Annotated in this window: 9 protein-coding genes; 4 read left to right on the top strand and 5 right to left on the bottom strand. The window is 67.5% G+C overall.

Annotated elements, in window-relative coordinates:
* Nucleotides 1-154: 154 nt before the first annotated feature.
* The 3 genes from C7C57_RS14750 to pgm all read right to left on the bottom strand — a co-directional run bounded on the left by C7C57_RS14750 (nt 155) and on the right by pgm (nt 5,614).
* Nucleotides 155-2,098, bottom strand: a complete 1,944-nt coding sequence (locus C7C57_RS14750) for a hypothetical protein (protein ID WP_187976992.1) — start codon at nt 2,096-2,098, stop codon at nt 155-157.
* A gap of 92 nt (nt 2,099-2,190) precedes the next feature.
* A complete protein-coding gene (locus tag C7C57_RS14745; RefSeq protein ID WP_187976991.1) occupies nt 2,191-3,492 on the bottom strand; it encodes a sigma-70 family RNA polymerase sigma factor in 1,302 nt (433 codons plus the stop codon).
* A 475-nt stretch (nt 3,493-3,967) separates the two neighbouring features.
* Nucleotides 3,968-5,614 carry a phosphoglucomutase (alpha-D-glucose-1,6-bisphosphate-dependent) gene (pgm, locus tag C7C57_RS14740; RefSeq protein ID WP_187976990.1) on the bottom strand — a complete coding sequence of 549 codons (1,647 nt, stop codon included), beginning with the start codon at nt 5,612-5,614 and terminating at the stop codon, nt 3,968-3,970.
* Nucleotides 5,615-5,691: 77 nt separating this feature from the next.
* Here pgm and pheA point away from each other — a divergent pair, with 77 nt between their 5' ends.
* Nucleotides 5,692-6,648: a prephenate dehydratase gene (pheA, locus tag C7C57_RS14735; RefSeq protein WP_187976989.1), complete on the top strand. Its 957-nt coding sequence runs from the start codon at nt 5,692-5,694 to the stop codon at nt 6,646-6,648.
* A 327-nt stretch (nt 6,649-6,975) separates the two neighbouring features.
* On the top strand, nt 6,976-8,325 hold the full coding sequence (gene gdhA / locus C7C57_RS14730; protein ID WP_187978414.1) for an NADP-specific glutamate dehydrogenase: 1,350 nt from the start codon (nt 6,976-6,978) through the stop codon (nt 8,323-8,325).
* Nucleotides 8,326-8,394: 69 nt separating this feature from the next.
* Here gdhA and C7C57_RS14725 read toward each other — a convergent pair whose 3' ends face one another.
* Both C7C57_RS14725 and C7C57_RS14720 read right to left on the bottom strand, forming a co-directional pair.
* Complete coding sequence (locus C7C57_RS14725; RefSeq protein WP_255505714.1) at nt 8,395-10,275, bottom strand: amidase family protein; 1,881 nt, start codon at nt 10,273-10,275, stop codon at nt 8,395-8,397.
* A complete protein-coding gene (locus tag C7C57_RS14720) occupies nt 10,272-11,069 on the bottom strand; it encodes a cohesin domain-containing protein (RefSeq protein WP_187976988.1) in 798 nt (265 codons plus the stop codon). Before C7C57_RS14720 ends, C7C57_RS14725 begins: the two co-directional genes overlap by 4 nt.
* 382 nt (nt 11,070-11,451) lie before the next feature.
* Between C7C57_RS14720 and C7C57_RS14715 the strand changes: the two genes are divergently transcribed.
* Together C7C57_RS14715 and C7C57_RS14710 are read left to right on the top strand one after the other, a co-directional pair.
* Nucleotides 11,452-12,108: an SIR2 family protein gene (locus C7C57_RS14715; protein ID WP_187976987.1), complete on the top strand. Its 657-nt coding sequence runs from the start codon at nt 11,452-11,454 to the stop codon at nt 12,106-12,108.
* A 135-nt stretch (nt 12,109-12,243) separates the two neighbouring features.
* Nucleotides 12,244-12,849 (top strand): hypothetical protein, encoded by a 606-nt coding sequence (locus C7C57_RS14710; RefSeq protein WP_187976986.1) that lies wholly within the window; start codon nt 12,244-12,246, stop codon nt 12,847-12,849.
* Nucleotides 12,850-12,862: the final 13 nt, after the last annotated feature.

The following is a 12,862-nucleotide window of genomic DNA, read 5'->3' as shown; positions in this document are numbered from 1 at the left end:
TGTGTTCCCGCGTTATTTGCGTGTGCGTGCCGTGCGGGTGTTGGGCTGATCGCGAGGTGCTGTGTCGCGCGTGTGTTCTCGCGTTATTTGTGTGTGCGTCCCATGCGGATGTTGGGCTGATCGAGAGGTGCTGTGTCGCGCGTGGGCTCTCGTGTTATTTGCGTGAGCGCGCCATGCGGGTGTTGGGCAGGAGGAGGCCCGCACCCACAATCAGACCGAGGATCCCGGCCACACCCAGCAGGATCGGGGTCTGCATGTTGGCCCCGGTCATCGCCAGGTGGCTCTGGTTGGCGTCCCGCGGATCGGCAGCCGAGGGGGTCGGTGCCTGAGCGGGGGTAGCCGGGGCGGAAGCACCGGGGGAGGGCGTCGGACGGGGATCCGCGGGGGCGGAACCGGTCGGGGAGGGGCTCGGCGTGGGATCCCCAGCCCCCTGGCTCGGAGTCGGGCTCGGGGTGGGAGCGGGGTCGGTCGGTGTCGGACTCGGGGTTGCCGTGGGGGTGGGCGTCGGGTCGGGGGTCGCGGTGGGCTCCGGGGTCGCGGTCGGGGTGGGATCCCCCGGAACCGCCACCGCCTCGAAGGTGAAGCCGCCCGGGATCAGCACGTTGAGACCCGCGGGAACCGCGGCCCCGTTGGCATAGGTAAAGGGCAGGCTCAGATCGACGGTGCCCGGGGCGTGGGCCGGAGAGGTGACCGAGACGGTGTCGGGGGCCGTGAGCTCAAACGCCGTCCCCACGGTCCCATCAAAGGCCACGGATGCCGGGCGGATTCGCGCCGAAACCGTGGGCAGCGCGACGGGGGTGTTTCCGGAGGTGACACTCTGCCCCAGCTGGCCGAAGTTGTTTTTTCCCCAGGTAACTACCTCGCCACCCTCGGTGAGGGTATAGACGTTATCGCGGGTGCCGATGATCCGGGCGATCTTCGCCCCGCGAAGCGCGCCGTTATTGCTGATCAGCACCGGACTGGGCTGGTCATCCCGGGTGCCGTCGCCGATCGCACCGGACATGTTGGATCCCCAGGCGGCGATCTTTCCCGAGGCCGTGCGGACGTAGGTGCTGAATCCGCTGGCCGCAATCTCGACGATGCGCTCGCCGGCAAGTACCCCGGTCTGGTCCACGGGGACCGCGGTGGCGCTTGAGGTGTTCTGGCCGTTGCCCAGCTGGCCGAGACGGCCATCGCCCCAGCTCACGAGTTCGCCCGTATCAAGCAGCGCAAACATGTGACGACCGTTCCCGGTAATCTGCACCACCCGCGAGCGGCCCAGAATCCCGTCCGGGTCCACGCGGACCGGCAGCTCGGAGTGATTGATCGTGGGGTCCATGCCGATCACGCCATCCCCCTCATTGGATCCCCACCCGTAGACCTTGCCGGACTCGGTGAGGATAAACGCCGCCGCATTCACGGTGGCCACCTGAACCGGCTTATCCCCGCCCAGCGGGCCGAGGTCCACCAGCACGGGGGAGAGGGCGGGTGCCCCGGGGGTCGTGCCATTGCCCAGCGCGTAGGACTGCGAGCTCCCCCAGGCCGCAACCTTGCCCGAGGCGGTGAGCGCGTAGCCATTGAGCTGGGCGATCGCCAGCTGCGTCACCCGCTCCCCGGCGAGGACCCCGCTCATGTCCAGCGGGGCGGGTACCCGGGTGCTCCCCGAGACGCCGGTTCCCAGGCTGCCGGAGATGTTCTGCCCCCAGGCAAAGATCGCGCCGGACCGGGTGGTCACAAAGGTGGCGGCCGCGTGGCTGGAGGTGATGCCGGTGATCGTTTGTCCCCTGAGCGCCCCCGACTGATCCACCGGGATCGGGTTGACCTGGAAGGCCATGTTGCCCGCGCCGAGCTGGCCGTTATTGTTCATGCCCCAGCTGTAGAGGTTTCCGTCGGTGCCGAGGCCGGTGAAGGCATCCTGGGATCCGCCGATCATGCTGAAGGTTTGAGTCTGCGGGAGCCGTCCCACGCTGACGACGGTCCCGCCGGTTTCGGGACCGCGGGCGGGAAGGACCTCGGGGGTCGCGGCGGCGGTGGCGCTCAGCGGCAGGGCGAGCCCGGCGAGCAGTACGGTGCCCACCGCGAGGCCGAGGCCCCCGGTGAGTGTGCGCATGGTTTTCATCGATTGTGTCTTTCGTGAATCTGAAAATGGGCGCGGCGATGGGAGTGGCCACGCGGAAGGGGTGAATGTCGGGGTGGTGCGCGATGCGCGACCTAGGGAGATCCCCGATGGGTGAGCAGGCTGGCGGTTCCGCTGGCCTGCCGACCGAGCGTGAGGTCGGCGGTGAAATCGAGCGTTGCGCGCACGGGTTGGCCGGCCGAGTCTGTGTGAATGATGAAGTTTCCCCCGGTGGCGCCGGACGCGGGGGTGGCGCAGTTCACGGCGGTTTCGGTGACGGCGCAGATCCAGCCCGCGGGGGCCTGGACCCCACGTACCGGGGAGTCCACGCGCAGGTGCAGCTCGGAGTTCGACCAGGACTGATCCTCGACGCCGAAGCGAACGGCGTAGCGGATCTCCGTGGCGTTCGCCGTGGCCGTGGCGGTGAACGAGGCCCGGGGCTCGGGGGCGAACCAGAGGCTCCCGGTGCCCGCGCTCAGCGCCAGGGCACCCAGCAGGATCCCGGCCCCACCCATCAGCGTCAACCCGATGATGCTGCGGGCGGACCAGCGGACTCGCGGGAGACGCCGGGCGCTCGCCGCGGCCGAGGCCGGGATCGCGGGAGCCGCCACCGACGCGGCCCCGGTCCCGGGCGCGAGCGCGAGCGCGGCTCCGGTCGAGGTCCCCGCCGAATTGCCTCCCGTGCTCCCGGCCGCGACCGTACCCTCGGCCGCAACCGCCGCGGCGGGTGCCTCGAACGTGCGCAGGGACACCACCAACAGCGGCAGCAGCCCAAACGCGCTGGTGAGCCCGGCGAACCTCCGCCAGGCCCGCGTGCAGCGCTCGCAGTCATCGAAGTGGTCCTCACCTCGGATGGCGCCACGCTCGGGCAGATCCCCGAATTTCTCGGGGATCGCCCGGATCGCCCGGCGACAGGATTCCGGTGCCCCCTCCTCCAGCACCACGCGAAAAACCGCGCGACGAAGCGCAATCTTTGCGCGGCGATGGAGGGAGGAGATCGCCGGCGCCGGCCGGTGCAGCGTGCCTTCGAGTTCGCGCGGCTTGGTCCCGAATGCCGTCATCTCGATGAGAACACTGCGCTGGTCGGCGGGCAGCGAGTCGAGGGCTTCGCGCAGGATCCGAACCTCGTTGTGTACATCTACCCGGGCGGGGGCGGGCGTGCCGAGGGCCGGGAGCTCATCCCAGTCCTCGAACCCGTCCACCCTCGACCGCGGGGATTTCAGCTCATCCTTGACCCGGTTCCGCATCAGCACCGCGATATACGCGGTAGCGTTGGTGGCCGGTCCAGTACCCGTGGACCAGTGCCCCAGCACCGTCACCATGGCCTCCGAGAGCAGATCCTCGGGGTCGAGCACCCCGCCGGCAATCCTGCGAGCCAGTCCGCCCAGGAGACCCAAGTTCTCCGAAAAATAGCGGCCGGCCGCGTCCCGATCACCGGTTGCGGCGCGTTCTATAAGTGAGCGATCGCCCTCCAACTTCACCCCTCTATGCCATGTGAGATATCTAACGTACCCCGCCAACGCGCGCCGAGTTTGGGCGTGTTGACCACCGCGAGGCCCATCCAAGACCCGTGATGCCCATCCGCTCCAGGTGGAGAGTGGTGGGAGCGCCGCGTACCCCACGCTGCGCCCCCACCGAACCCGCTGATCGGATGGGAATCATCGGGCCTCGGCGATTCGGGAGGGGATTTCCGACCGCCGAACGGGCGTTTGCACGCCCGCACCAATAAAGACGAGGCACCGTTCAAAATCTGTCGCGGCCGCGCCCAGGCGGTCCGCAACGCCCAGAGAAACGCGTCGTTCACCCGGGCCGCAACACAAAACCCCGCCCGAATCCAGGATTCGGGCGGGGTGAGGTGTGCGGTATCGGCGCCTAGGCGTTGCCCAGGGCGGCGGCCACGATCGCGCGGGCCTCCTCCTGCACCTGCGCCAGGTGCTCGGCTCCGAGGAAGGACTCGGCATAGATCTTGTAGACGTCCTCGGTGCCGCTGGGACGCGCGGCAAACCAGGCGTTCTCGGTCACAACCTTGAGGCCGCCGAGTGCCGCGTCGTTGCCGGGGGCGTGGCTGAGCGCGGCGATGATGGTCTCGCCGGCCAGCTCGGTCGCGGTCACCGCGGCCGGATCCAGCTTGCCCAGGGCGGCCTTCTGCGCCGGGGTGGCCGGGGCATCCACGCGCTCGTAGGCGGGATCGCCGAACTCCTCGGTCAGGGCGCGATACAGCTCGGAGGGACTCTTGCCGGTCACGGCGCGGATCTCGCTGGCGAGCAGCGCCAGCAGGATGCCGTCCTTATCGGTGGTCCACACCGAACCGTCAAAGCGCAGGAAGGAGGCGCCGGCGCTTTCCTCGCCGCCGAAGCCCACGGATCCGTCGATCAGCCCGGGCACAAACCACTTGAAGCCCACCGGGACCTCCCACAGCTCGCGGCCGATGCGGGCGGTGACCCGGTCGATCATCGAGCTCGACACCAGGGTCTTGCCCACCCGTGCATCCGCGCGCCAGTTGGTGCGGGTGCTAAAGAGGTAGTCGATCGAGACGGCCAGGAAGTGGTTGGGGTTCATCAGACCCGCATCCGGGGTCACGATGCCGTGCCGGTCCGAGTCGGCGTCGTTACCGGTGAGGATGTCGTAGTCGGCACGGTGTTCCAGGACCGAGGCCATCGCGTTGGCGCTCGAGGGATCCATGCGGATCTTGCCGTCCCAGTCCAGGGTCATAAACGCCCAGCGCGGGTCGACCTCGGGGTTCACCACGGTCAGGTCGATCCGGTAGCGGTCGGCGATGGCCTGCCAGTAGGTCACGCTGGCACCGCCGAGCGGGTCGGCACCGATGCGGATGCCCGCATCGCGGATCGCATCAAAGTTGATGATCTCGGCCAGCGCCTCGACGTAGGCCCCGCGGAAGTCATAGCGCTCGACCAGTGCGGGCGGCTCGGCCGGGTTGATCTCGGCGACGCTCTGCACCCCCTCCAGGCCCGCGGCGATGAGCTCATTGGCGCGGTCGGCGATCCAGTTGGTGGCGTCGCTGTCGGCGGGACCACCGTGCTCGGGGTTGTATTTGAATCCGCCGTCGGCGGGCGGGTTGTGGCTCGGGGTGACGATGATGCCGTCGGCGCGCTCGGCCCCGGTGCGAGTGCGGTTGTAGTCGATGATCGCCAGGCTCAGCGCGGGGGTCGGGACCGCCTCATCGTGGGTGTCGATCAGCACGCGGATGCCCGCGGCCACCAGCACCCGCAGCGCGGTGGCGAGGGCCGGGGCGCTCAGCGCGTGGGTGTCGGCGCCGAGAAACAGCGGGCCGGTCAGGCCGTGCCGGACGCGGTACTCCACGATCGCCTGGGTGATCGCCAGGATGTGAGTTTCGTTGAATCCGGTGCGCAGCGAGGAGCCACGGTGCCCGCTGGTTCCAAAGACGACGCGCTGTTCGGGGATGGAAACATCCGGGGTCAGCTCGTAGTAGGCGGCGATCAAGTCATCAACGTTGATCAGATCGGATTCGATGGCACGGGTGCCGGCGCGGTCGCTCATATCCCCATTCTGCCAGGTTCCCCATCGAATACCGCGGAAGCCCGCGCTTCCGCCGAGACGGGCACTATGCTCGTACCATGTCTGACTCGCCCGTATCCGCGCCAACCCGTACCTACAGCTACCTGGGTCCGCGGGGCACGTTTACCGAGCGGGCCCTGGCGCAGGTGCCCGAGGCACAGGGGCAGACCTGGCGTCCGGTGCAGAATCTGGGTGAGGCGTTGGACGATGTGATCACCGGGCGCAGCGATGCGGCGATGATCGCGATTGAGAACTCGATCGACGGAGGCGTCTCGGTCGCCCAGGACGCCCTGGCCACGGTGCCGGGCCTGCGCGTGATCGGCGAATACCTGGTGCCGGTGAGCTTCGACCTGGTCGCCCGCCGCGGCACCACGCTGGAGGATATTCGGATCGTCAACGCGCATCCGGTCGCCTATGCGCAGAGCCGCGAGCTGCTGGATGCACGCCTGCCCGGGCACGGCCACATTCCCGCCGCGAGCAACGTGGCCGCCGCCGCCGACCTGCTGGACACCCCGCATGCCGACGCGGCCGTGGCTCCGCCGGGCATCACCGACCACTACGACCTCGAGGTCCTGCTGACCGACATCGGCAGCAATAAAAACGCGGTGACCCGCTTCCTCCTGGTGAGCACCACGCAGGCGATTCCGCCGCGCACCGGTGCCGATAAAACCAGCCTGATCGCCGAGCTCCCCGGCAACGAGTCCGGTGCCCTGTTGACCATGCTGGAGCAGTTCTCCACCCGCGGGGTCAATATGTCGATGATCGAGTCGCGCCCGGTCGGGGACGAGATGGGACGCTACCGGTTCATCATCGACGCCGAGGGCCACATCCTCGATGAGCGGATGGCCGAGGCCCTGCTGGGTCTGCGTCGAAGCCTCGCCCGGCTGACCTTCCTGGGATCCTATCCGGCCGCCGATCGCTCGGCCATCACGGTGGATTCGCGCTTCTCCGATTCGGTTTTCCTGGAGGCTCGCGAGTGGCTGCGGGACATCCTGGGAGCCGATTCTCGCGGCTAGGATTCGCGCTCCGCGGGGTCCGATTCGCGCGGTTTGGGCGGCGGATGTGCAAGAAATTGCTCAAAATTGCCCACGGTCGTATTTACCGCGAGTTTCCGCGGAATTCCGCCGGATTTCAGGTGCGTGAGGGTTCCCTAGAACGGAAAAAAGGTTGTCTGGGACGAATCTCGGATTGACGGGATGCCGCCGGACACGTGAAACTAACTCTTGGCCTCATAAGGGCCGCGAACCGCAACGTTGCGTTCTCCACTAGGAGTGGTCGGCGCACGCTGTCGGCCCTGAAGACCGCAGCGTTCCCCCCGTTCCGAGAGAGTATCCTTCGTGTCTATCCCCTTTGCAACATCCGACACCGTTCGCCCTGTTTTTGAAGCCGCCGTTGCTCGCAACGCCGGAGAGCCCGAATTCCACCAGGCCCTGCACGAGGTGCTGGAATCGCTGGCACCGGTGCTCGCCGAGCACCCCGAGTATGTCGAGGCCGGCATCCTGGAGCGTCTGGTTGAGCCCGAGCGTCAGATCTTCTTCCGTGTGCCGTGGGTGGATGACTCCGGTGCCGTGCGGGTCAACCGCGGTTACCGCATCCAGTTCAACTCGGCCCTGGGCCCGTATAAGGGTGGACTGCGTTTCCACTCCTCGGTCAACGCGTCGATCATCAAGTTCCTCGGTTTCGAGCAGATCTTCAAGAACGCGCTGACCGGTCAGGGCATCGGCGGCGGTAAGGGTGGATCCGACTTCGACCCGCACGGCAAGTCCGAGGGTGAGGTGATGCGCTTCTGCCAGTCCTTCATGACCGAGCTGCACCGTCACATCGGCGAGTACACCGACGTTCCCGCCGGTGACATCGGCGTGGGTGGACGCGAGATCGGGTACCTCTTCGGCCAGTACCGTCGCCTGACCAACCGCCACGAGTCCGGTGTGCTCACCGGCAAGGGCCTGGGCTGGGGTGGCGCGCAGGTGCGCACCGAGGCCACCGGTTACGGTGCCGTGTTCTTCACCCAGGAGATGCTCGCCACCCGTGGTGAGGAGATCGAGGGCAAGACCGCGATCGTGTCCGGTTCGGGCAACGTGGCGATCTACGCGATCCAGAAGATCTCGCAGCTGGGTGGCAAGGCCATCACCGCTTCGGACTCCTCGGGTTACGTGGTAGACGAGGCCGGGATCGACCTGGATCTGCTCAAGCAGATCAAGGAGGTTGAGCGCCTGCGCATCTCGGTCTACGCCGAGCGTCGTCCCACGGCCCGCTTCGTTTCCGGCGGCAGCGTCTGGGACGTTCCCGGCCAGATCGCCCTGCCCTGCGCGACCCAGAACGAGCTGAGCGCCGAGGCCGCAGCCACCCTGATCAAGAACGGTGTCCAGGCGGTTGCCGAGGGTGCAAACATGCCCTGTGTCCCCGAGGCCGTCGAGGCCTTCCAGGCCGCCGGCGTGCTGTTTGGACCGGGTAAGGCCGCCAACGCCGGTGGTGTGGCCACCTCCGCACTGGAGATGAGCCAGAACGCCGCGCGTCAGCACTGGAGCTTCGCCGACTCGGAGCTGCGCCTGCACTCGATCATGTCCGGGGTGCACAAGGCCGCCCATGAGGCCGCCGAGCGTTACGGCCAGCCGGGTAACTACGTGCTGGGTGCCAACGCCGCCGGTTTCGTGCGCGTGGCCGACGCGATGCTCGCCCAGGGCGTCATCTAGTCTCTGCCGTCACAACACCGCGGCCCGGAACCCCTCGTGGGTTCCGGGCCGCGGTGTTGTGTGTGGGTACTACTTCACCAGCGCCGGGTACAGCGCCGGGGTGGTGCGGTAGTGGGTCGCCTGCTCAAACGAGTAGGCGAGCCCGATCAGCGGGCCCTCGGCGAAGTCGCGGCCGAGGAATTCCAGGTTGACCCCGGCCCCGACCGGTCCGCCATCGGCGGCGATGGACTGACCCATCGGCACCGTGATCGCCGGCATTCCCGTGTTCGGGCTCAGGCGCATGTTGGTGCCCAGGCTCGCATACGGGTTGCCCGAGGGGTAGACCAGCGCGTCGAGGTTCTGGTCGTTCATCATCCCGGTGACCAGAGTCTTCCCGGCGGCGAGCTGCAGCGTGTGCGAACCCTGGGGCCCCGCCCACGCCTGGTAGGTGTCCTCGGTGATCGCGCCGCGCTGCACGTAGGTGCTGCGACGCGAGGGGACAAACTTGCCCGAGTCCACAATCTGCGCCAGCGAACGCGCGGTCACCTCGGGGGCGAGGTGCGCGGCCGCGTAGTTGTTGAGGTCGTGGTTGAGCTCGTTGGTGCTGCCGCTACCCTCGGCAAGTACCCGGTTGAAGTCCGCGGTGGGGGCGATGTCCACCACGGTTGCGCCCTGGGCTTCGAGGGTGGCCCGGGCCTGGGCAAACAGGCGCACGGTGGTCGCGTTGGTGCCGATCATCGAGGTGACCACGCCGATCCGCTTACCCTTCAGCGCATCCTTGTTCAGCGATGCGGTGTAGGAGGTGGGCACCTTGCCGGCCTGGCTCTGGGTGACCGGGTCGGCCGGGTCGATCCCCGGGACGGTGTCCAGGGCGATAGCCGCATCGGTCACGCTGCGCGCGATCGGGCCGCCGGTGTCCTGGCTGAGGGCCAGCGGGATGATGCCGTCGCGGCTGGCCAGACCCACGGTGGGACGGATGCCAACCAACTGGTTGTAGGTCGAGGGGATGCGGATCGATCCACCGGTGTCGGTGCCGAAGCCGAGTCCGGCGAGGTTTGCCGAAACCGCCGCCCCGGTACCGCCGCTGGATCCACCGGCCGACTGGGTGGTGTTGTACGGGCTGGCAACCAGGAGCGAGGACCCGGCAGGCTGACCGGCCGAGAACTCGGAGACAAACCCGAACGCGAACTCGTCCAGGCTGGCCTTGGCGAGGATGATCGCCCCGGCCTTGCGCATCCCGGTGACCATCGCCGCATCGGTGCTGGTCTGGTTGTTGTCCCAGCAGCCGCAGCCGCCGGTGGTGGGCATGTCCCTGGTGTCGTAGTTGTCCTTGACCACGATCGGCACGCCGAGCAGGGGCCCGGTCATCCCGTGCGCCTTGCGGTCGGCATCGGCGGTGGCCGCCGCGGCGAGGGCGGTCTTATTGGTGTTGATGACCGAGTTGAGCGGACGCCCGCCCGCGCCCTGGTCGATCTGGGTACGGTCGTAGGCGGCGATGCGGTCGAGGTATTCCTGGGTGATCTTCACCGAGGAGGTGACCCCGGCGTTCATCGCCGCCTGCATGTCGAGCACCGAGGCCTCAACCAGGGAGAACGGACCGTCGTTGTAGACCATCCGCCGGGACAGCGCGGCCACATCGTGCACCGTGATGACGCCGTCCTGATCGGTGTCCGCCTTGGCCACCGTGGCCCAGTCGGCTTCGCCGGTGCGGGCACCCAGGTGGGTGGTGAGCAGGGTCAGATCCGCGGTGGTGACCTGGTGATCGCCGGTCAGATCAAGCTCGGTGTAGTACGGCGCGAGCAGCAGGCCCCCGGGGACCGGGGCGGGTTCGGCGCTCGCTGCCGGGGCGACGATGGCTACGGTTCCGGTGATGATCAGTGCGGTGCCGATCGCGGCGGCCGTGCGCAGGGTGCGCGGGCTGGGGGAGGTCATCGGGAAGGCCTTTCCAAAACGGGTGGGGGTGGTGCTCATCGACGGACCGCCTTTCGGATCCGCAGCAGGACCAACCCGGCACCAAGCGCGGCCAGGGCTCCCAGGAGGGAGAGCCCGATGGTGGCGCCGGTGCCGGGCAGGCCGCCGGCGCTCCCGGCACCGGCGGTCGGGGACACCGTGGAGGAGGGCACGGTGGAAGCGGAGGTGCTCGGGGTGGGGGAGGCACCGGGGCCGGGGTCGGCGGACGTGCCGGGGCTGGGGCTCGCGGTCGGTTCGGCGGCGATCACGCGGATCGCGGTCTGCGGCAGGCTGGTGCCGGCGGTGGATGCGCCGGCCCCGTCCACCAGGGTGAGCGCTGTCAGCGCGAGCGTCGTGCTGCCCGATCCGGTTGCGGTGAGGGTCAGGCTCAGGGTGATTTCACCGTTCAGGGCCGGGGATCCGCCGAGGCGGGTGTGCACGATGTCGATGCCGGTGGCCGATGGTGTTGCCGAGGTGAATCCACCCTCGGGACCGCTCACGCTGGACTCGGTGTAGCGCAGGAGGGTGGGGTCGGCCGCGAGGGTCGCCTGGAGGGCGAAGGTGTCGCTGACGCCGGTGAGGTGCAGGGTTACGGTTGCCGTGTCGCCGGCCGTGACGCTCTCCGGCGCGGTGATGGTGACCGTGGGGCTCGCGGGTGCTGCGACCGCGGGGCCGGCCAGGCCGAGTGCGCCGGCGAGGGTGAGGGCGCCGATCAGGAGTGATGCCCGAATGCGGCGAATCCGGGGCGAACCGGATGCGGTGCCGGTGGCCGCAATGTCGGGCTGCGGCCGTGTTTTGGGTACGGGAATGGGCATGGTGCAGGGTCCTTACTGCTGTGGGTACACCGGACCTAGCGCCCGCCGCGAACCCCGGTGCCATCGGTGGTGGCGGCCGGGTGCGACGAAGGGGAATGACGATGAGACGGTGGTGTTGGGGACTCCCGTGGTGCGGGGGTGCCGCCGAAGCGGTTGTCCCCACAGTAGGGACGCCGTGTTCGGATCCGATTGCATCCGCGTTTCCACCGTGTTACATGTATGGCAGGAGATCGCCGCCCCGGCGTCACCTGGGCGTCCCCCGGGCGTCACCCTCGCGTGAACCCGCGCACTCGGCTTCCTCCACAGGCTCGTATTTCCCCCGCTTTTCCACAGATCCCGCATCTCAGGTGCCCCCGAACACCGCCCATGACACGCTTCGTACATGAGCGCTCCAGACCTTACCCCGGCCATCATGGCCCAGTTTGCGGCGTCCGGTGCGGACAAGCACCTGACGCTCCTCCTCGGCGCGGGCGCATCCGTTGCCTCGGGACTACCCGACTGGAACGAACTCGCCGTGCGCCTGCTGCTGCGCAGCGGTGCGGTGCGCGACCGCCGCCTCGCCGAACTCCTCGTCCGCGAACAGGATCCCCTCCTTGTCGCCGAGGCCGCCAAACAGAGCCTGGGCAGCGAGTGGGAGGCGAGCGTGCGGCAGGCGCTCTACAGCGCGCCGGAATCTCCGTCTCCCTCCACCCTGCATTTTGCGGTTGCTCAGCACATGTTGGAGGGGGCGCACTCAAATACCACGCTCATTACCCTGAACTTTGACACACTTCTCGAACAGGCTCTACGAGTAGTCTCCCTGCGTGAGAGCCGCCTCCTGGGCCCCCTTGCCGGAGAATGCTTCGAGGCCTCCGTTCACCACCTGCACGGAGTGGTCGGTTCCGGCCATGTTCGAGACCTTGTTCTCACGCTTACCGACTATAACGAGATCCTCAGTGCCGGACTATCTTGGCAGCAGGCGCTACTGCGACACTCGCTGAGGCAGGGAGCCGTCCTGATCGTCGGTACGACGTATCGGGATCCGGACGTTCGGAAGTGATTTCACCACGTGTTGCAGAATAATCGAGGCAAACACTCGGCACTTGTCCTCCTCGTCCGCCAAGCGTTTCGACTGAACCAAGAGGAGTTTGAGGGCATTCGGGAGGCCCTTACCCACCAATGGAGGTCGGTCGGTATGGACCCTGTACTTGCAGTTGATTTCTCCGATGCCGTGCAGATCGTCCAGGAACTTGCACACGTTCATCAGCCCAACTATTTATCTCCGCAGGAGCGCACGAAACTTATCTGGGATGAGCACGTTTCACACTTCGACAGGTATCAAAATATCTACTCGCAGCAACTCGATGCGGATGTGGATGACCTCGGTGGGGTACTTCACATGGATCGCCTCGGTACCAGTCTGTGGCTTGCGGATGGCAACGGTTTCGTCGTTTCCTGGGCTGCCAACGACCGAACATACCGGTCGGCAAAGACGCTGCTCCGTGCACGCACCGGGCACGATAGCCCCGTATTGGTTGGCCGCGCGCTAGCCGGTGAGGAACCAGTGTGGAAAGACTACGGTGAATTCGATGAGAGCCCGTGGGGTGGGGCAGTCGCCATCCCGATCAGGACTCAAGTCCTGGGATTTCCACCGGCTACAACGGCCGTGTACCTGATCGGGTTTTCGGGATCAGTGGAACGGGTGCGGCGCGATTTCCCCCGGCTGGAACCGCGGCTTCGTGCCATCGAGAACGACTGGGCGTCTCGGCTCTCTCACGTCATACAGAATGCATCGTCTTAGCCTGTGAAAAAAC

Origin of the sequence: Mycetocola sp. JXN-3 (assembly GCF_014522285.1) — a bacterium.
In the GTDB taxonomy this organism is placed as follows: Bacteria; Actinomycetota; Actinomycetes; order Actinomycetales; family Microbacteriaceae; genus Mycetocola; species Mycetocola saprophilus.
Note: the sequence above shows the minus strand (reverse complement) of the source record. Positions and strands in the feature narration are given on the sequence as shown.

What these genes read in the sequence shown, in the direction of transcription:
- C7C57_RS14750 (WP_187976992.1), bottom strand. Translation starts at nt 2,098, where the DNA reads ATGAAAACCATGCGCACACTCACCGGGGGCCTCGGCCTCGCGGTGGGC.
- pgm (WP_187976990.1), bottom strand. Translation starts at nt 5,614, where the DNA reads ATGAGCGACCGCGCCGGCACCCGTGCCATCGAATCCGATCTGATCAAC.
- pheA (WP_187976989.1), top strand. Translation starts at nt 5,692, where the DNA reads ATGTCTGACTCGCCCGTATCCGCGCCAACCCGTACCTACAGCTACCTG.
- C7C57_RS14725 (WP_255505714.1), bottom strand. Translation starts at nt 10,275, where the DNA reads ATGAGCACCACCCCCACCCGTTTTGGAAAGGCCTTCCCGATGACCTCC.
- C7C57_RS14720 (WP_187976988.1), bottom strand. Translation starts at nt 11,069, where the DNA reads ATGCCCATTCCCGTACCCAAAACACGGCCGCAGCCCGACATTGCGGCC.
- C7C57_RS14715 (WP_187976987.1), top strand. Translation starts at nt 11,452, where the DNA reads ATGAGCGCTCCAGACCTTACCCCGGCCATCATGGCCCAGTTTGCGGCG.
- C7C57_RS14710 (WP_187976986.1), top strand. Translation starts at nt 12,244, where the DNA reads ATGGACCCTGTACTTGCAGTTGATTTCTCCGATGCCGTGCAGATCGTC.